11 protein-coding genes and 1 pseudogene are annotated in these 20453 nt (G+C 62.9%); 5 read left to right on the plus strand and 7 right to left on the minus strand.

Annotated features, from left to right (window positions below; all coding sequences use genetic code 11):
• Window positions 1-65 precede the first annotated feature (65 nt).
• Window positions 66-1511 carry a hypothetical protein gene (locus tag NJC38_RS01350; protein WP_253110574.1) on the plus strand — a complete coding sequence of 482 codons (1446 nt, stop codon included), beginning with the start codon at window positions 66-68 and terminating at the stop codon, window positions 1509-1511.
• A 72-nt stretch (window positions 1512-1583) separates the two neighbouring features.
• Here NJC38_RS01350 and NJC38_RS01355 read toward each other — a convergent pair.
• Window positions 1584-1774: pseudogene (locus NJC38_RS01355) on the minus strand (transposase); the annotation flags it as partial.
• Between the two features lie 34 nt (window positions 1775-1808).
• Between NJC38_RS01355 and NJC38_RS01360 the strand changes: the two are divergent.
• Window positions 1809-2879: a transposase gene (locus NJC38_RS01360; protein ID WP_253110578.1), complete on the plus strand. Its 1071-nt coding sequence runs from the start codon at window positions 1809-1811 to the stop codon at window positions 2877-2879.
• A 13-nt stretch (window positions 2880-2892) separates the two neighbouring features.
• On the opposite strand, the gene NJC38_RS01365 is transcribed toward NJC38_RS01360, so the two are convergent.
• The 6 genes from NJC38_RS01365 to NJC38_RS01390 all read right to left on the minus strand — a co-directional run bounded on the left by NJC38_RS01365 (window position 2893) and on the right by NJC38_RS01390 (window position 14116).
• On the minus strand, window positions 2893-3969 hold the full coding sequence (locus tag NJC38_RS01365) for a fimbrial protein (RefSeq protein WP_253110581.1): 1077 nt from the start codon (window positions 3967-3969) through the stop codon (window positions 2893-2895).
• 49 nt (window positions 3970-4018) lie between these two features.
• Window positions 4019-6529 (minus strand): fimbria/pilus outer membrane usher protein, encoded by a 2511-nt coding sequence (locus NJC38_RS01370; RefSeq protein ID WP_253110583.1) that lies wholly within the window; start codon window positions 6527-6529, stop codon window positions 4019-4021.
• Window positions 6530-6563: 34 nt separating this feature from the next.
• The gene (locus NJC38_RS01375) at window positions 6564-7292 is read right to left on the minus strand and encodes a molecular chaperone (protein ID WP_253111360.1); all 729 of its coding nucleotides are present in this window, start codon (window positions 7290-7292) and stop codon (window positions 6564-6566) included.
• A gap of 89 nt (window positions 7293-7381) precedes the next feature.
• Window positions 7382-7933 (minus strand): fimbrial protein, encoded by a 552-nt coding sequence (locus NJC38_RS01380; protein ID WP_253110586.1) that lies wholly within the window; start codon window positions 7931-7933, stop codon window positions 7382-7384.
• A 300-nt stretch (window positions 7934-8233) separates the two neighbouring features.
• Window positions 8234-13132: an RHS repeat-associated core domain-containing protein gene (locus NJC38_RS01385; RefSeq protein WP_253110589.1), complete on the minus strand. Its 4899-nt coding sequence runs from the start codon at window positions 13130-13132 to the stop codon at window positions 8234-8236.
• Between the two features lie 27 nt (window positions 13133-13159).
• A complete protein-coding gene (locus NJC38_RS01390) occupies window positions 13160-14116 on the minus strand; it encodes a hypothetical protein (protein WP_253110592.1) in 957 nt (318 codons plus the stop codon).
• A gap of 190 nt (window positions 14117-14306) precedes the next feature.
• On the opposite strand from NJC38_RS01390, the gene NJC38_RS01395 reads away from it, so the two are divergent.
• The 3 genes from NJC38_RS01395 to NJC38_RS01405 are packed head-to-tail and all read left to right on the plus strand — an operon-like array spanning window position 14307 to window position 20432.
• Window positions 14307-15719, plus strand: coding sequence for a hypothetical protein (locus NJC38_RS01395; protein ID WP_253110594.1), 1413 nt, complete (start codon window positions 14307-14309; stop codon window positions 15717-15719).
• Window positions 15720-15753: 34 nt separating this feature from the next.
• A complete protein-coding gene (locus NJC38_RS01400) occupies window positions 15754-18072 on the plus strand; it encodes a hypothetical protein (protein ID WP_253110596.1) in 2319 nt (772 codons plus the stop codon).
• 38 nt (window positions 18073-18110) lie between these two features.
• Window positions 18111-20432, plus strand: a complete 2322-nt coding sequence (locus NJC38_RS01405) for a hypothetical protein (RefSeq protein WP_253110599.1) — start codon at window positions 18111-18113, stop codon at window positions 20430-20432.
• Window positions 20433-20453 lie beyond the last annotated feature (21 nt).

Here is a 20453-nt window from a genome sequence, read left to right on the forward strand (position 1 = left end):
TGCCACACCTCGGTGTACAGCGGTTAAATGGTCTTCAGCCACCCCCGCACCGAGGAACCTTCAGCATGAGCCCGTCTGATCAAGACCCGTCTGTGATCACCTTGCCGGCACCTGAGGTGCCGGCCTTGTTGCCCGACGACCCGCAATGGGATGAAACCGGCCTGCTGCCGGCGGCCGATGCCCGTGTACCGCTGTCGGTGCAGGTGCCGGCCTGGGAGCACACGCCGATTTCTGGCAGGACCACTATCCTGCGCCTGTACTGGACCACCGGGGTGAGTAACCATTTGCTGGAGACGCGCCAATGGCCCAGCGACACGTACCCGGATATTCCAGCGCAAGATCGGTTGTTTCAGGTGCCGGTGGTGCGCCTTGCTCAGGGCGAGCATCAGGTCTGGTACGAACTGACCACCCCCAGCGAGTTCTACCCCCACTCCCTGGAGCAGAAGGTCACCATCGACCTGACCGCGCCAGTACTGGGCAACAATAGCGGGCGGCTGGTCTTCGATACCGACACCATTACCGAGCAGTACCTGATCGACCATGGCGACCAGCTATTGGGGCAGGTGCCGGTATACCAGTTGGCGGCACCGGGTGATGTGATCACCTGGTACTGGAGCCGCGATCCGCAGCAGGTTCTGCCAGCCGATGAAGTGGCCAGCCGGCCCTTGCCGCGTGGCACCGTCCAGCCCATCAGCCTGACGTTTGCCGGCCAGATGATCCGCGATCGCGGTGATGGTGAGCGCTATGCCTGCTACCAACTCAAGGATCGTGCTGGCAATACCACGCCCTATTCCAACCCTGTGCGCCTGACCGTGCGGGCCCAACCCGTGGGGCGTGTATTGCCGCCGCCGACGGTGGCCGAGGCTGTCGGGTCAGGCAGTCAGAGTTCGCTCAATCCTGACTCCGCGCGCAGCGGGGCCACGGTGGTGATTGCGCCTGAAGCGGTGCTCAAACCTGGCGATGTCATCGAAGTGTTCTGGGCCACGCCCGGCACCCATGGCGCCTACCAGACGGATGATGCTGAAGCCGAACGCCGCTACAAGGTGCCCGCCGAGTATGTGCCAGCCCACATGGGCAAGCAGATTGCGGTCTACTACCGGGTCAGTGGCAATGGTCCGGATGAAGAGTCGCAGCATCACACCCTGAGCGTGCAGCAAAAGACCGACGGCTGGAGGACCATCCAGTGCACCCGGCCGACTATCGCGTCAGGGCGTCTGAGCCTGGCCACGGTCACCGATCACGCCACCTTCCGGCTGCCGAAATGGATGTTCATGGCCCCCGACCAGCGTTTGACTATCAGCCTGCTCGCCAGTGGCGCCACCCGGGTGTTGCTCGATGACTATCGCATTACACAAGGCGATGTCGATGCTGCTCATGTCTCCACCAATGCGCTCAAGAGCCTGCTGGAGGGCCTGCCGCTGGGGGCGCTGACGGTGCAGGCCAGGGTCAGCTTCGATGGTGGCAGCAGCACCGTTACCTTCCCGACCCTGAACCTGCAATTGGTGGCTTGAGCGGTCACCATATGCGCGAGAAGCCTCGAGGTTTAGCCCGAGGTCGAGAGCGCGGACGCCGTAGGCGTCCTGGTTGGGAGTCTGCTGTTCTTCGATGTATTGGCGCAGGATTTCAATCGGCGCACTGCCGCAGCTAGAGGCGAAGCAGGATGGCGACCAGAGGACACCCCTTCGCTTGAGCCAGGGGTGGAAATCCCCGAACTGCTTACGCAGCAGTCTGGATGATACCCTCTGAGTGAAGCCACCCGATTCGACAACGCCACCCATAGTTTGAAAGACCAAACCATAATTCATGCCATGAACCACACCAGGACCCTCAAGCTCCGAATCAAAGACAAGCACGCGAAAACGCTGCTTGCGATGGCGCGCGAGGTCAATATGGTGTGGAACTACTGCAATGAAACGAGTCATCGCGCCATCCGGGAACGCCACCAGTGGCTCTCCGGTTTTGACCTGCAAAAGCTGACCAATGGATTAAGCAAATGCGACGGCGTGCAGATCGGCTCGCCAACCGTGCAGCAGGTTTGCGAGGACTACGCCAAGGCCCGTAAGCAGTTCAAGCGTTCCAGGCTCAATTGGCGGGTGTCCAGCAGGAGCAGCCCCAAATACAGCCTGGGCTGGATTCCATTCAAGGCTCGTGCCTTGCAATACAAGAACGGTCAGATTCAGTTCGCCGGGTTCAGGTTTGGCCTTTGGGACAGCTACGGTTTAAGCCAGTACGCCCTGCGGGCCGGAAGCTTCAGTGAAGATTCCAGGGGGCGCTGGTATCTCAATATCTGCGTGCAGGTTCAGAGCAAGCCGTGTATCGGCACTGCCACCATTGGCATCGACCTGGGCCTTAAAGCAGCGGCGACAACGTCTGAGGGCCAAGTGCTGATAGGGCGCCAATATCGCACCCTGGAGCAGAAGCTGGGCATCGCTCAGCGTGCTGGCAAGAGGGCACGTGTTCGCGCCCTCCATGCCAGGATCAGGAACCGGCGCAAGGATGCGCAACACAAGTTCTCAACCGCCCTGGTTGAGCGCTGCGCCGCCATTTTCGTTGGCGATGTAGCCAGCGCCAAACTCGTAAAGACCCGAATGGCCAAATCCACGCTTGATGCAGGATGGGGCCAACTCAAGACAATGCTGGAGCAGAAATGCCAACGGGCAGGCGTTGTTTTTGAGGTTGTAGCCGAGCGTTATACCACCCAGACCTGCTCGTGCTGTGGAAGCATTTCCACCAGCAGTCCGAAAGGTAGAGCCGGTTTGCGAATAAGAGAATGGACCTGCGTGTGCTGCGGTACAGCCCACGACCGCGATGTAAACGCGGCCCGGAACATTCTCGCGGCGGGGCATCGCCGTCTAGCTGTAGGAATCCCCGCTCTTTAGGGCGGGGAGGATGTCAATGGTAGCTGATGGTGAAGCTCAGTGAGCCGTTCGCCTGGCCGGCCTTGACGCCATTGGCCTGAGCGGTCTGGTAATAGCGGGCACTGAGGTCAAGCACGGTATCGCCAGGGGTCAGGGTGGCGATCGGCACCGCTTGTTGCAAGGCAATCGGGGTGACGCCATCGCCGCGCAGAATCTGGACCGCGACGCCCTGGGCGGTGGAGTCGCTGGTCAGCGAGAAAGCCCCGTCCACCCCCGGCACCGGGGTCGAACCGTTGACGCCGTCCAGACGCACCGTGGCCCAGGCGAGATTGTCATCATTGGGGTCGCTTTCACAGTTGCTCAAGCGAATGCTGAACGGCGTGGGGGTAGTGGTGGTGCCCGGTGCGCTGAACTGGGTGGCGCGCCATTCACCGAGCTTGACCGGGTCGTCACTGACTGCCGCAGCGTTGCACTGGGCCTGGATCACATGGGCGCGGATGTTGAAGTCGATGGCACGCGGCACCAGGCTGAACTCGCCATGAAACAGTGCGGTGTCGACCATGTGCGGTCCCGGCGCGATCGGGCCGGTCTTGACCAGTGTCACCTGGCCCAGCAACGGGGTAATCGGCAAGGCCGCTACATTCGAGCGCAGCAAGGCCATGAACGGCACCAGCGGCTCACCCTGCGGCTCAAAGGCATCCGCTGCCAGGCCATCGAACGGATGGCCCAGGCGGATCACCGCACCGATACCCGGCACACCGGTCTCATAGACCTTGCCATTGAAGTCCTGACCCAGCACCGGTGGCAGGGTGCCGGGGAAAATCGGTGCCTGCGAGCGGGTAATGAAGGTCAGCACCGACACGCCATCGTTCTGGCACTCTACATAGCGGCCCTCATTGGAGGTCAGGCCAAATGACTGCTCGAAAACGCCGATGACACTGCCGGCTACTGCGTCCCTGGGTACATACACCGCGCCCAGGTTCAAGTCGTAGGTCATGCCTGGATTGTTATCGGGCCTGATCCAGCAGGTACTTTGCGCCATGGCCGGTTGGATCTGGATGGCGGCGGCCAAGGCCAGGGCGGCCAGCGCGGCGGGTGAAATGGGGTTCATACGGGCAATCCTGTAGGGCGCCAGGCTGGCCTGGCGCAAGGTAAGAAAGTCAGCCACGGCAGGTCAGCGCTTGCAGGCGATAGCCCTGGCGTTGCTGCATGGTCGCCGGGTCCAGCTGCAACTGGCAGCGTTGCTGGTGCTGTTCACCCCAGCGGACCTGTACGGTCTGCGGCTGCTCGTGACTGACCAGCAGCACCTGGCCGCCCTGGCCGGCGCTACCCAGCAGCGTGCCCTCGGCATCGAACAGCTGGGCGCCGAATGGCAACGGCTGGCCGTTCTCCAGGCTCAGGGTCAATACGAAGCGGTTGACCTGACGGGCGCTGAAGGTGTTCTTGATGACCGCGCCCCGGCGTGGCACCACTTGCGCTGCACCGTTGTCGATTTCCACGTCGGCACCCAGTGCGTCGGTGTTCAGCGTCAACTGGTTGACCCGATAGGGGCGCAGGTGCGGCATCAGCGCGTAGCCTCGGGCATTGGTCTTGACCCCGGTCACGTTGTTCAGACCGACGCCGGGGATGTCCGGCACATGGACCAGCGCGACGGTTTCGCCCAGGTGCGGGCCCAGCTCGATACCACCGCCATGCAGCAACACCGAGCCGCTGGCGTTGACCGAGGTACTGCGGTAATCGCGGCCTTGGGTGAAGCCGGCGCCCAGGCTGGCAAACGGTGCCTGCCAGGTGGCGGACAGCGAGCCTGACTGGCCGCTGTGTTGGTCATTGGCCAACGAGGTGGCGTAGTTCAGGCGCTGATCCATGGCGCTGCCAGTCAGCCGTGCGCTTTGGCTGTGGCGACCGCCGCTGTCGAGGTAGCCCAGCGTGGCGCGGTTGGAGTGGCCCAGGTCCAGCGGGAACGACAGGGTTATGCCGAACTGACGGTCCTGGCCGGAGCGGCTGTCGTCCTGCAGGGCTTGCGAGGCGAACAGGTTGTAGCTGACCCCGCGATGCACATGGCTGAAGTTGAGCTGGAACTGGCGCTGCTGGTAGGTGCTGTGCCAGAAGTCTTCCTGCGACAGGGTCAGGCTCAGGGTGCTGGCTTTGCCCAGATTCTGGAACACTGAAGCCTCCAGGCGACTGCGGCGGCTGCCGCGCCAGGTACTCTCGTGGCTGCGTTCGCGCACCGCTTCGGCAAAATCGCGGTAGCCCTCGGTGGAGTAGCGGTAGCCGGCGAAGCGCAGGCTGGTGTCGGTGGCAAACGCTTTACCGTATTTGAGCGCGTAGCTTTGGCCCGACACGCTAGTGGTGGTGCGGTTATCGATATCCGCCGCCGAATGGCTGACGTCCAGCGCCAGGGCGCCGAACTGACCCAGGTCGCGGGCGACGCCCAGGGTGGCGGCGCGATAGAACCCCGCACCTTGCACGCCGCCGTACAGGGTCAGGTCCCAGGCGGTGCCCAAGGCCAGGCTGGCCTGTGCCAGCAGCGGGTCGTCGAGCCTGCCCGCCGGGTTGTAGCGGCCCAGCGCCAGGCCGTAGCGCCACACCCCCTCGCGCATCAGGTTGCCAAGGGTCGAGTAGGGCTGGGTAAAGCGCCGCACCTGGCCGTCGGCTTCGGTCAGCACCACTTCCAGCTCGCCACTGCCGCCGCCGATGCTCAGGTCGTCGATCAGGTAGGGGCCGGCGCTGACATAGGTGGTGTAGATCGGATAGCCGTTGTTGAACACCTCAAGCCTGGCGCGGCTGTTGGCCACCCCACGGATCACCGGGGCGTAGCCTTGCAGCACGTCGGGCAGCATGGCCATGTCGGTGGCGATCACCAGGCCCTTGATCGGCAGGCTGCGGAACACCTCGCCGCCGGTCGAGGTCTCGCCCAGGGTCAGGTTGGCGTGGGTGCCCGGCAAGTCCCGCTGCGCGTAGGTGTAGGCGCGGGTCCAGTGGCGCTGGCCCTGAGGGTTCTGCCGCAAGGCCTGGCTGCTGCGCAACCGCCACTGGCCGAGGTTGAAGCCGCCATTGAGGTACAGGTCGTCGCTGTTATGGCGTGCGCCGTTGCGCCCGCTGCCCTGTTGCGCCGCCAACTGATAGTTGACGAACGCGGCATTGATGCCGCTGTCCCAGCGCGCGGGGTCGATCTGCCCGCTGACTTCGCGGCGCATCGCCACTTGCGGAATCGACAGCGCCAGGCTCAGGCGCTGGCTGTCGAACCGGACACTGGCCTGGGGGATCAGGCGCGGCAGGTCGATACAGGCGTCGGCAGCGGGCAGCGGCTCGGCCAGCGCCGCCAGGTTAACGCCGATGTCTTCTAGCAACTGCGCTGGCAGGCAGGCGGTCAGTTGCCCGTTGGCTTGATCGAGATGGAAATCCAGGCTGCGTTGCTCGAACGGCTTGAGGTTGACCGTCAGGCTGACCGGGTAGCGGCCCGGCGCCAGCGGGCTGTGCCCGCTCAGGTTCGACAGCGCCAGTTGTGCGGCGGCCGCGCCCTCGGTGCCGGCCTGGCGCATGAAGCCGGCCTGGAATTGGGTCGCGGCGGCGATGGGCGAGGTTAAACAAACACAACCGCCACTGGCACCCAGCAGTAATGTCAGGCGCAAGCGGGCGGTCAGACCCGTGGGTCCGATAAGCAAAAGCATGTGGGGATATTCCTGGCAGTACGGCTGGAAAGGCTCAGGGCCTGAACTGAAGTGCTGCGGTGTGATCGTCGCTGACACCGCCATAGTCATTGATTGCGGCGAACGTGACCTGCAGGCCACTGGCGGCCTTGATGCCCGGTAGCGGGTAGCTTTGCTGGCTCATGGGGGCGACCATGGGCGGGCTGTTCAGGCGCTGCTTGTGGCCATTGCCGCTGATGTCCATGCGGGTGAACGACACATGGAAGGGGCTGGGGTTGTCGACCTGCAAGCGGGTCTGGCCGCCGACCTGCTGCACTGACCACTGCAGTTCTTTGAGCCGGCCGGTGGGCCCGCCCTTGAGCCCGGCAGGGCGATAGAACAGCTTCAGGCGGGTGCGCAGGGCGATGTTGAGCAGGTTTTGCGTGCCGGTGTCATGGGCCTGGGGAATTTCCTGGACATTGAAATAGAACAGCGACTCGCGGTCGGTGGGCAGTTCGTGAGGCAGCTTGTTGAGGATCAACTGTTGGTCTTGCCCAGGGTCGAGCCGAAACAGCGGCGGGGTGATCATGAAGGGCACGGCGGTGGTGGTGTCGTCGGCGGCGGTATTGACCCAGGTCTGCACCGCGAAGGTCTGCTCACTGGGGTTGGACACGATCAACGACACGCTGTTCTTGTCGCCGGGAAACACTACGCGGGTGCCACTGACCGTCAGCGCGGCGTGGCTGGCAGGAAGTTGACCGAGCAGCAAGGCGCCGGCCAACAGGGCGGGGCGGGCCCTGGCCATGAAAGACAAAGACATGGAAATACCTGTGGAAGGTAAAAGACCTGGAGGCAGGCGGCGCCCGGCGCTGGCACGCCGGGCGGGCCCGGGCATCAGTTGATGGCTACCGAAAAGCGTACGTCAGCCTTGGTGCCGCCAGGGGTGACAGTGGCACTCTCGGAGCGGTGGGCGACATGGAACACCATGTCGGTGGGCAACGTGTCATCCAGGTCGAAGTCACGCGATGGCTGGCCGTTGAGCACCGGCGCGCCCTGGTCGTCACGCAGGGCTGCCACCACGCCGCCGGCCGGGCTGTCGACCGGCATGAAGCGGAAGTAGTTGCCAGTGGCGTCCTTGGTACCGGTGAAGGTTACGTTGGCGACGTCGCCCGGCACCACGGTGCAGCCGCCACCCGGGGTCAGGCGCAGGCCGAAGCGGGCATTGCCGATTTCCTGGCCGGTGGCGGTGAACTGGCTGGCCGAAACAATACCGATGTTCACATGGCTGCCGGTCGGGTTGCCTGTGACCGGGTCGATGATCTGGATCGGGCAGGTGGTGGAGGTGATGGCACCGTTGAAGTTGATGGTGCCGGTGTTGGCCAAGGCCGAATTGGCGCTCACGCCCATCAGCAGAGTCAGTGGCAGGGCGAGTAAAGCACGTTTCATTGAATCTTCCTTTTAATAGCTAAAACCAGAACGTTGCGAACTAACGAAACGTCTGATTGCGCTTTGATATTGCGCGTGGATGCCTGTAAGTGAATTACCAACCGGTTGTAAGTAACGTCCTACAAGGCGGCGCAAAGAATAGGCGTGGCGCACGAAGGTCGATATAGGAAGGTTCCACGCGGAAGTAGGAAAAATTCCCGTAGTTTTGTAGGAGCTAGAAGGCTTGGCAAAAGGCCATCAAGTAATCTATACATGTATAGTTCTAGCGGCCTGCTGCAAGAGTTCTCATTGCTAAATTAATCAGTTCGGTTTTCTGATTTCCGGGACCGTGAACTGATAGGTCGGATTGCCAGCTGTTGGAAGGCCCGTAGCATGTTTCAGCCCGCTAGCGCTCTGCACTGTTGGCCATTGCGCTGATGGGGGAATGGGTTTTCCAACTATCTTCGGCGCTGCCTGTACCGGGAGCGATGCTTCGCTTACAGCGCTGCTGCCAGAGCTTGAGATGCTCGGTTGCCGGCTGACTGCTGGCGACGACAAAGGCGACGTTTGCGGCCTTGGGTTGATAAGAAAATCTTCAGTCTGCGTTGCTTTACTCGGTCTGAAACGATTGTAGACCTGCATGTCCTGTATCAGGGGTTGCTGGTCAGCGGAGCTCCCCATGAACTTGTACTTTGTTTGCCAGAGCTCTTCGGCATTGCCTTGCCAGTCACGTTTCAACGGCAGGGCCGCAGTTTTTTTCACCAACCACTTGCCCATGCCCTTGGCCATGAACGCTAAGCCGAAAAGCATTTCCAGGCGATGAGCGGCTGCACCAATTTCACTCTGTTGCTGGGCCTTTTTCGGGTCGCGTTGCAGCATCGCGGCGGTGGTGTAGCCGGTGCCGATCACGCCGGCGCCGGCGCCGGCGATGCTGATGGCCATGATGAACGGGGTGGCCGAGCCCAGGGTGCCGATGGCAAGACCTGTGAAGACCGCGCTGATCAACAGGTTCAAGGCGATGCCGCCGACGTTGGGTTTGAACCGGCTGTATTCGAGCTGGCCGACGCTGTGGCCGCTGGGGTCCTGGAAGGCCACCGGGTTGCCCAGGCAGTAGGCATAGGGGTTCAGCCCGCCGGCGCCGAATGGGCTCAGGCTGTCGGGGCTGTGAAACCGCATCAGCGCCGGGTTGTAGGCGCGGTAACCCTGGCCCAGCAGGTAGCAGCCGGTCAGTGCATCCTGCGGTTCGCCGTTGAAGCCGGCGGTGCTGAGCAGCGGCTCGTCTTGCCCGCTGCTGCGTTGCCCCCAGGCGTTATACCGCGCATGCCGGTACTGCTGATCCTGCAGCTCGGCCACCACACTGTTTGCAGCGTTGCAGGCAAGCAACAGCGTCGGCGCGCTGTCATTGCTCTGTTGCGCCAGAGGCGTGCCGCCCTCGCTGAGATAATGGGTGTGGGTTTGCGCCTGTACGGTGCTGCCCAGCCCCTGCTCATCAAAGAAATGCCAGCGCGGCTCGGCATTGTCCCCGGTGATGCTCAGCAGGCTGTTGTGGCCGTCATAGCGGTACTGCCCCAAGGGTTCGCCGGCGGGGCCGTGCAGGTCCAGCAAGCGACCCTGGCTGTCGTAGTGCAGGCGGCGGCCGTGCTGGTCATTGAGCTGGTTGCCGTCCGCGTCGTAGGCGAAGTCGATGTAGGCTGGGTAGCTGGGGTGGGTGTGGGTGATCTGCTGCAAGCGGCAGGGGTCGTCGGCCGCGTAGCTGTAGGTTGCATGGTCGGAGGAACTCTCAGGGGGCGCGTCGGCAAACCGACTGATGCTCAGGGTCAGGTTATCCAGCGCGTCGAAGCGAAACAGCTGCTGCTTGATGCGGTTGCCCTGTTCGTCGGCGGGCAACTGGCTGCCGTCGCAGCGGTAGTCGATCAGCCGACCACGGTTGTCATAGTTGAATGTTTCCCGCAGCAGGCTGTTGCCGCCTTGCTGCAGGTGGCGTTCAAGCAACTGGTCATCATTGCGCCAGGCCTGGCTCAGGCTCAGTGCCGATTGGCCAGTGGGGTACAGAGTTCGCAGCACCTCGCGCGAGTGCTCGTCGTATTCCAGACGGGTGTCCAGGCTGTTGTCCGGGCTGTTGGTAACAATCCGGCTGGGCCGGCCCAACGCGTCGTATTCGAACGCGGCCTGAATATTGCCTTGGGTCAGCGATTGCAGCCGGCCTTGCGCATCATAGTGCCGGTCAGTGTGCAAACCATCGATGCCGCGGCTGTGCAACGCCCGGCCCAGCAGCGAGTGCTGGTACTCGGATGTCCAACTGCCTTGTGCGGTGTGCCAGGTGGCTTCACGCAGTTGCCCGGTGCTGTCGTAACGGTAATGGCGGCTGCCTTGGCTGTTACTGGCGCTGAGCAACTGCGCACTGAGCCGGTCGTAGTCGAAGCTTACCTGCTCGTCGGGGGCTTCGGTGCTCAGCGGCTCGGCGGTCAGCCCCGGTGCGTAGCGGTAGTGAATCGACGCACCGGCAGCGCTGATCCGCTCGCTGGCCTGGGCCTGGCCGGGCGCATAGCGATACTGTTCGGTGCGCGTACCGGTCTTGAGCCGCACCACCCGTTCCAGGCTGTCGTAGTCCTGCTCGCCCACCGTAATCGTTGGCAGGCCCGCATTGGCTGGCTGTACCTGAAGCTGACTGGGCAGCTCGGCGCTGCTGTGCGCGGTGAACTGGCGTAGCACCTGGTCGCCATTGGGCAAGGTGGTGCACAGCAACCGGTCAAACGCGTCGTAGCGGTAGGATGTGGTGTAGCCCTGCAGGTCGACGCTTTGCACACAGCGGCCCAGGCCGTCATAGAAGCTCAGTTGCTGGCCCAGGCTGTGCCCGTCCAGGTCGAAACGCTCAATGCTGTCAGGCTTGCCAAAGGCATTGAGCTGGCTGATGGTCAGGCCAAAGCGTTGATTGGTGGCGGCATCGGGTTGTTGCCAACTGAGCTGGGCCGGCCTGTAGGCGCCCTGCGGATCCAGCCAGCCAAAGGGCTCGTTCAGGCTAAAGCTGAGCACCCCGTCTGGGCCGGTTTCGCTGACCGCCTGGCCCCAGTCATCGTAGCCTTGCCTGCGGGTCAGGGCCAGGTTGCGGCTGGCCAGCCAGTCGTATTCGGTCTCGCTGGCCAGCCGACCGCGGGCGTCGTACTGCGCGGTATAGGTACGCCGCAGGGCGTTGTCGCCATCGACGTCCTGGCGTTGTTCTTCGATGACCCGGCTCAGGCCGTCCAGCTCGCTACGCCGGGTCAGCCCCTTGACGTCGGTGACTTCCTGCCAGGCCGTTTGCCCGCCAGCGCCCACCAGCCCATAGCGGTATTGGCGGCTCGCCTGGTACTGCGGGTCATCCGGGGCCACGGTCTCCAGGGTCACCCGTTGCAGGGCATCGTACTGGTAGCGGATCTGCACATCATTGTCGGCCTCATGGGTCAACAGCAGCAAGCCACTGAGCAACGAATGCTCCAGGCTGATCAGCTTGCGCTCGGCATCCAGGCTGCTGCTGAGCGTCTGCTCGGTGTGCAGCACGTGCCGCTCCGGGTTAGTGCTGTAGCGGTAATCGGTGAGGTGGGTCACGCCATTGAGGGTCAGGCGCTCCTGCAGCAGGCGGCCATGCCCGAAGCGGTCAGCCGGTGCGTCGAGGTAGCTGGATTCGATGCGTTGCAGCAGCGTCTCATGGCTTTGCTCCACTTGCAGCAACTGGTCTTCGCTCATCACCAGCCAGGGCTGGCCGGCGTCGGCAACGCTGGCCAGGGCCTGGTAGCGATAGCGATGGCGCAGCACCGGGGCGGCCTCGCCATGGCTGGACGACGCAGGGGTTACGGTGCTGCTGGCCAACTGACGCACGAAGCCCTCAGGGTCAGCCGGGCACTGGCCGGGCTCACCGGTTGCCGGGTACCAGGTGCGGGTTTCGATGAGGCCGCTGGCTTTGATTTCTTCGAGCAGGTTGCCAAAGCCGTCATAGCGGGTTTTCACCGTTTCGCTGCGCACCCGGTTGGGGTCGTCAAGATCGTACCAACTGTCGGTCACGGTGTCGGGCAACTGGAAAAACGCCGGTTGCTGGTCGAAGTCCAGGTCGTCGCTTGCGTGGTAGCGCGTGGCGCTGCGGCGTACCTTGCGGCCTTGGGTGGTGAGTTGTTCGGTCAGCAGATGGAAGCGGTTGAAGGTGCGCTCGATGGTGCGCACCGGCTGGCCGCCCTCCAGCAGGATTTCGCTGCTGCCGTACAGGTAGCTGCCAGTGATTCTGTACAGGTTGTCCAGGCCGTTGTCTTCCCACACCAGCCCCGAAGCGTTGAAGCCTAGAAAATTCTGCATCGCCGGCACGTCACGGTTGCCATAGCTGTAACCCACTTCGATGGGGGGCTGGCCCCGGCCGGGGTCGGTACTGTGCCCGGTCACCCGGCGCAGGTTGGGCCGCCCGGTGGCGCCAGGGAAGGCATGCCCGGCATCGTCGTAGCGCAGGCGTTCGTGGGCACCGCTGGGGGTCCAGACTTCGCTGACGTGCAGCAGGCCGCCCAATGCCTGGTATTGCAGGCGCCAGCCGGCCTGCTCAACGGTGGGCAAGCTGATGCGCTCGACCCGGTTGTCCGCACCGCCCAGGGTAAAGCTGAACAGCGCAGCACTGTGGTCCGGGTCCAGGCTCAGCAGCACCTGATTGCTGGTGCGTTGCAGGGTCAGCAGGCGGCGCTGGCGGTCACGCACCTCGGCTAGCAGTGGCTGGCCGTTGAAATACTCGTAGCTCAGGGTCACCTGGCGGCCATCGGCCGACTGGATCTTTACTGGCAGCGCAACCGGGCGCTCATCGCTGCCCATTTCCTGCAGGGTCTCGACCAGCCCGGACTTGTGAGCAATGCGGTACTGATTGCCGACCAGCTCGGCAGCATGAAAGCTGTCGAGCTTTTTCTCTTTCATCAGCATTTGTCCGCGGCCATCGACCTCGGTGACTTTGAAGGCTTCGCCGGTGCTCAGCGACAGGATCCGCGTATCGCGGTGGTAGCGGCTCAGTTGCAGACTCCAGCCCAGGCCCAGGCCGGTGTCTTCGTTATTCAGTGGGCTGAAGCCCAGCGCCAGCGGCACGGCGGGGCCAGCCAGATCATCGCTGTGCAGTTCTGGCAGGTTGACGCTGAAGGTATACAGCCCGGTGCGTGGGTCGACACCTCCCTCGATGAAACTCATGAAGTTCAGGGCGTTGGAGTGCAGGGCAGTGGCCATGGCGGGCACCTCGCGGTAGGGGGCGGCTCAGGGCCGGGGCAACGGGACGGAGGGCACCGGTGCATCGACCTCGATCTTGACGCAGGAGGTGCGGCGTTTCGGTGTGCTACCGGGTGGGTTCTGGTAGTAGTCGATCACTTGCACCCCGGGCGCGACCACCGAGCCTCGAGGGGTGGCAACGATGTCGTCGAGATCGATGGGCGGCACGCTGACGTCTTCCTTGATGGTGCGCAGCATGATCCAGAAGTAATTGCCGGGGTTGTCGGTGGTACAACCCGGCGTGCCGCTGACGGCGTCGTCGTCGGTGAGCAGAATGTTCGAGGCCGACGGCGCATGTTCCAGCTCGATGCCCACCGCCTGGTCGTTCTTGCACGGATCGCTGTCTTCGAAGCGGTACTCGGCGGTCTCGAAGTTCAGGGTGCAGTGGTTGGCGCCGTTGGCGCCTTCGAGGGTCAGCTTGGGGGACGCTGCGATTGCAGCGGTTTGAAAATCGATCCGGACGAACTCAATGTTGTCCGGATTGCTGGATGCGATGTACTCGTCGTAACCGATATATCTGACACCGGGCGCGACGACGCTACCGGCCGGCAATGTTCTAAGGTCGGCGATGGCAACGGGGGTGGTGATAGTGGTCGGCTCTTTGATGGTTTTGATTTGTCGCCTGTTATAAGTACGCAGCCCCCAGTCGGTCATGAGTTGGTGGTAAAGCTGAATCTGCACGGTGGAAGGCGCATTGGTGATTTTGAATGTACTGCCCCGTTGCAGATAGGCGCATTTATTATGCGAGTCTCCTTCTTCAGCAAAATAGATATCGCGTGAATAGATCTCGAAACTGCACTGTTGCGAACCGTCGGGGTAATAGAACGTGATCGCTCCTTGTGAGAGTGGATCGGCTTGTGGCGCGTGCGCAAAGCTGTTCGCAGAGCCTGCCAGAAGCGCCGCCAGGATGCAGTTGCGCAGCCGTTTTATCGTACTTTTATTCATGGCGAGTACCGTCTGTTGTTTATCGGATCACTCATTGAGCCAGACTTTAAATAGTGCACCGCAGAACACCACCTGCGGACTTTGCTAGGTAGAACTGCGCTGCTCTCTGGCTTACAAGTTCTGAACCATCAGCCAATGTCACGCGGCCACCGAGCCATGTCCTGGCTGAGCGATCAGAAGGAGCCGTCAGATGCAAAACACACTGCCAGTAGCACAACTGAAGGAATCCCACGACCTGCACCTAGACCCGGACCAGCCCGGCGCCAGCTTCACCCTGGCCATCGCCCCCTATCCGCGCATGACCAGTGGCGACCGGGTGACCCTGACCTGGCAAGGCTATTTCGATGATGGCTGGGCGGATGATCCCTGGCAGCACAGCTTTACCGTGACGCAGCCCGGACAGGTGTTGAGTACCGGGCTGGACAGCACCTACGTGATATTCGTTGCCGGTGGCCATGCCGAGCTTGGCTACCGGGTGCAGTACGCCGATGCCCAACCCAGTGAGGGACAGCGCGCCGAGGACCAGGCACCGCTGCAGCGGCTCGCTATCAGCGCGCCGACTGCGCCGCTGTTACCCGCCGCAAGCATCGACGGCCATGCCGGCCCGGCTCTGGACCCTGAGGATTTTCCGCAGGGCCTGGTGCTGCGGGTGGCCGCCTGGAACGGCATGCAACCTGGCGATCAGGCATTGCTCTACGCCACCAGTAGCCGGGCCGGGCAGAGCCGGATCCTGGCGCAGCGGGTCGGCCAGGAGCAGGTCGACGCCGGCGCCTTGCTGTTCAGCCTGGCGCCCGACTGGCTGACGGCGCAGCTCGATGCCAGCCTGAGCTTCACCTGGCAATACGCCAGGGCTGGTGCGGCCGGCTCTTCGCACAGCTTGCAAGTGGCGGTACGCGCCGCCTGGCGGCCGGTCGCGCCGATCGTCGTCAACGCGCTGCCGGAACTGAACGACCCCCAACCGGGGCGTGGCTACATCGAGGCCATGCTGCTGCGCAGCGGCGCCAAGGTGCGCATCGCCAATGAGGTCGAGCTGGACGCTGGCGACCAGGTGCAAGTGCACTGGCAGGGCTTTGGCAGCACGGGCGATTACCTCGCCGAGCAGGCCGATGCCAGCGATCCGCGGCAGTTCAGTATTCCTGCCAGTGCGGTGCCGGCCAACATGGGCAAACGCCTGAATGTGCTGTACCGCGTGAGTCGTGTCGGCCAGCCGCAGGCCACCTCACGGTCCTTCGACCTGCGGGTGGTGGCGGTGCCCAGAACGCAGTTCAGCACCGTGCAGTGCGCCTGCGTCAGCGACGGGCAACTGAGCCTGGCCTGTGTGCCGGCCGCTGGCGTGCAGGTCACCCTCAATCGCTGGATGTTCATGGCGCCTGGCCAGCAGGTCACGATCCTGGCTGAGAGCAGCCGCAACGAGACGGTGCTGGACGCCGCCGTGGTGACCGACGCGCACCTGCAGGCGGGCAAAGTTCTGGCCACCCTGTCGCGCGCCTATCTGCTGGGGTTGGGTAACGGTGCACGGTTGACCCTGCGCGTGTGGGTCAGCTTCGACGAAGGACATTCCGAGCTTGAATTCCCCAGCCTGATGTTGACCACGGCCGCCTGACCCACGTCATCCATGCAATCAACAGGAGGCTGCAATGACCAGCCCGTCGACAAGCCGTCTGCTGGACTTGATGCATACCGGGCCGCAAACCCTGGGCTGGGGCGCCATTTTGGCGTTCAGCCGCCATGACCTTGACACGCTGCTTGAGCAAAGCCAGCTCGCACGCTACGGCCGTGCACTGCACCTTGCGCCGTTCGAGGGGTTTATCGGTGATCACGAAATCGCCGGGCAGTACTTCGACGCCTGCACCTTTGGTGGCGCGCATGTGTCGTTAGAGGGCGCTGATCTGCAACAGGACGCGCCGGGCCTGCGGCTGAGCATGCAGTTGACCGGCGGCCGCCAGTTGACCCTCGAACAGGTCCAGGGGCACCTTGAGGTGACCGGCCTGTGGCTGTTCGATGCGCTGCATGGGCCGCAGTTGAGTCTTGAGCTGGCGCTGCACAATGCCCCGCCTGATGCCGACCGTGCCGGGCAGGTGCTGCTCGACCTGCGTGAGGGCAGTGCCTTGGGGTTCGGCTTCAGCGACCTGCCGCAACAGCGTTTTATCGACACCGCATCCTTCGAATGCCTGTTCAAGAGCCTGGACGCTGTGCGAGGCACGCTGCCGTTGGTGGGCATCGGTCGGGCAGCGGGGCAGGTGATCGAGCCTGCCCGCTTGAGCATTCGGACCCAGGCTGCGCCACCGGGTCAAGCGCAGAAGGGCGAAGGGGCGTTGCTGCTGTTGGTTGCCATGCACGGGCAGCCCGAGGGCGAGGCACCGGGTGCCGATTTTCCCTGGCTGCTGGCCGATGAGGTGGACGCGCCAAGAGGAACCAGCCTGGTGCTGAGTAACCGGCTGCTGCTCGACACGTTGGTGGGTGCGCAATGGCTGGCCGCGACCAACGGCCTGGCTCGTTGGCAGGTGCTCAGCCAGGCCTCGGGGTTTGTGCGCCTGCAGCCCACTGCGGGGCACTTCAGGCTCAGGCCCGTGGGCTACCACGAGCCGGTCGAAACGCTATGGGCAACCCCTGCGGTGTACCTCAATGCAGTGGCCCAGAGCTGGGTCGAGGTCGAGGCCGGGCACCTGTACTTCGAGCTGATCGGTCATGTCACCCAGGCAGATACTTCGCTGAACCTGAAAAGCAATCAGCGTCTGTACGCGGCCCTGATTGCCGATTGGCACCTGCGGCTGCGCAGCGGGCTGGCCGTGGACCCGTTGCTGCGCACGCTTGAACCGGTGTACCCGGCTGCGCCGCAGGTCGAACTCACTTGGCAGCTTGACCCCGACCATCCCCATGACCCGCAGGCATTGCAGGCTGTAGCGCCCAGCGCGGCAGACCGTGACGAGCGGCTGCGTGAGTTTCTGGCTTCGATTTGCACCCAGACCCTGGCCGTAGCTCCGGCACTGCAGACGTTTATCGGGCAAGTGCCGGCGTTTGACGCGCCGGCAGCGTTGCTGGCCGAAGAGGTACTTTTGCCCGGTGACCTGCTCATGCGTGCCCGGCTCGGGCCGCCCCCGTCGCGCTTCTGGCTCGACCCGCCGCAGGCGCTGCTGGGGCTCGGCGAAAGCCTGCAACTGCGCACCACAACGGCGGACCTGAGTGGTTTGAACTGGAGCGTGCGCAACGTATTCGATAGCAGCGATGCGCCCGGCAGTATTTCCCCGGATGGCCTTTACACCGCCCCCGAGCACCTTGATGGCACCGGCCTGTCGGTCTGCGTCAAGGCCCAGACCGATGACCACAGCGCCTCGGCGCTGATTCAGGTGGTGGCCAACGCCATCACCATCAACCCGGTGGTGCAGATCGTTCAGCGCGGTCAGCGCTGTCTGTTGTTGGCGGCGGCAAGAACGCCGGGGCCACTCACTTGGTCGCTGCGTGATAGCAGCGCTGGTGGCCGGCTGATACCCGGGCCAGAGGGTGTTTGTGCCTATCAGGCCCCCGACCGCTACCAGGTGCCGGAGTACGGTGTCGACGAAATCATCGTGCGCGATGAACTGACCGGATACAGCCAGTCGGCGTGGGTCATGACCCTGTTTGCGTCGATGACCCATAGCATCGTGCCCGACTACATGGCCCAGCTTACGACTCGGCTTGCACCCGGCCAGCTCAAGCTTCAGGTGCTGCACGGTGGCAACAGCCTGGTCCCCAGCCACCAACTGAGCTGGCAAGTGCTGGCCGGCGATGGTGAGGGGGTGGTGGTGGATGCCGACGGCATTTATACCCTGCCGCCGGTGCTACGCCATCACTTCGTTTTGCTGCTGGCCACTCAGCGTGAACCTGGACGGGTGTTCAACGGCTGTCTGCTGCTGCCTTTGCCGTTGCTCAATTATCAGCAAGCCCCTTCACCCGGTTTGAGATTCAAGGCGGTTTGAACCGGCCTTAACTTGTCTGCAACAAGAGGACCGCCAACATGGCCGGCTTATCCAAAAGCGAACTGCTCAACTGGCTCAAAGAGGGGCCCAAGACCCTGAACTGGGGTGCGATTCTGGCGTTCAACCGCAGTGACACCAATACCGTGCTGCTGCAGGAGTACATCCAGCGCTTCAGTACCAACAACTACCTGGCACCGGTGCAGGGCTATATCGGCGATAGCGACACCGTCGGCCAGTACATCAGCGACTACACCCTGGACTTTCCGCGGTTGTCGTTCGAGATCGCCAACGTCGGCAACAACAGCGCCGATGCCAAGCTGACCATGCAGGTGGTCGGTGGTACCCACGTTACGTTCAAGGATGTTCCCGGCGGCCGGGAAGCCACTCGCGTCGAAGTGGTCGATCCACTCAACGGCCCTGAGCTGAGCCTGGACCTGCAACTGGTGAATGTACCAGGTACGGTGACCCAGGCCGGGCAAGTGGTGCTGGACCTCAAGTCCAGCAGTAATTTCAGCTTGAGCTATTCGGACCACGTGCGTGAACAGCGCCTGGGCGGCGAATTCTTCCAGCAGTTGTTCGAGGCGCTACCCAATGACAAGCGGGTGATGGTGATCAGTGAAGTCAGCAAGCCCGCCAACAGCACCATCAAGCCAGACAGCATCATTTTGCGCACCCAGGCCGCACCCGGCGCCAAGGTGCGCAATGCCGATAACTACGGCGACGGCGCGGTGCTGGTGTTCGTGGCCATGGAAGGGCAGGCCAACGGCGGTAACCCGGATGAAAGCTTCAAGTACCTGATTCCCAATGACCGTGACAAGAACTACAGCGCCACCTTGCTGCTGGGCAACAGGTTTCTGATGGAGACGCTGACCAAGGAGCTACTGGGCCGCGACTACATCGGTACAGGCGCATGGAACTACCAAATTAATGATGAAACCAAATTCTGGAAAATGAACCCTGACGGTGGCAAGTTGCCGGCCAGCAGTTATACCTTCCGCTGGGGCAGTGGCAATTCCAATTCGGGTTCGTTCGACCCGCCGTTCAACTGGGAGCGAGGCCAGGGGCAGTACGTCCATTTCCAGATCAAGGATGGCGCGATTCGTGTTGATTACCAGCGCAATTCCACCAACTATTGCTGCGTCGCCCGCTGCTGGGCCGATGCCGGGCCCATGGATGCGGGAGTGTATGCCGTTATCGACGCCCGAGTGTCCAGAGCTTACCGACTCAATAAGACCTCCCAAGTCATCGAGCCAGAACCCGCCGTAGCAACGCCTGCCCAGCTTCAGCTCGGTATCGCTTCGGACTTTTCTAACCATGATCAGGCCGTCACGCTCTTCAACCAGCAGCGAGCAGCCTATCTGGCGCAGAACCTTCAGGATTTACAGTTTTATTTTCCCAAGTTCCTCAGCTATGTGCCGCCCATCGACACCTTTGCGTTGCATTCGTTGCTGTTTCGCAATACCGATGCCGTGGTCCTGGACGATATCGCCTTGCCTGGCGATATGGCCTTGTTCGGCTGGGTTGGCCCGTCGCTGACCAAGTTCAAGGTCAATCCGTTGCAACCGCTGGTGGGCACTGGCGAAAGTCTGGAATTCAGGGTCGAGCCGCTGGGTGCGGCGCAGGTGACCTGGTCTGTGCACAACATTCTGGGCAGCGATGAAAACCCCGGGAGTATCAGCAGCGCCGGCCGCTACACCGCTCCGGCCACGATCAAGGGCGCGTTCCTGCGGGTCAGGGTCACGGCCACCGCCGGCAGCTACAGCAACTCGGCGCTGGTGTCGGTGGTGGTCAATGACATCACTGTCAGCCCCTTGGTGCAAACCTGCGACGGCGGGCATAGCCGTACCCTGTCGGCCGGCACCCGCTCAGGCACCCTGAGCTGGTCGCTCAAGACCCCGGCCAACGGCGGGCGGCTTGAAGCACTGGAGGGTGGCAAATACAAATACACCGCACCCACCACGGTAGGTGACAAGGAATTCATCGTCGAAGAGCTTGTGGTGCGCAACCAGGCGACCGGCAAGACCAAATCGGCCTGGATCATCGTGCCGCTGGTCATTCTGCCGCTGGCCGTCCAACGCGACAGTTCAGTGTCGCTGCCTGCCAACCAGACCAAGCTGCTGCTCAAGTCCGGGGCCCACACAATTCCCGACGCTGATGTGCAGTGGCAAGTCGTGGCGGGTGTGGGCTCGGTCAGCAATGGCATTTTTACTTCACCGGCAACGCTGACGCAGCGTTTTGCCTTGGTGCTCGGCTCTGCCACGGCCTGGGGCCTAACTCAGTATGGCTTTACCCTGCTGCCGCTACCGCTGTTCGACTATCCGCAAACCCGTAGCTCCGGCCTCGCGTTCATGGATGTTTGAACCCTGTGCGCCGCTTGATTG

The organism is Pseudomonas sp. 21LCFQ010, assembly GCF_024129905.1.
In the GTDB taxonomy this organism is placed as follows: Bacteria; Pseudomonadota; Gammaproteobacteria; order Pseudomonadales; family Pseudomonadaceae; genus Aquipseudomonas.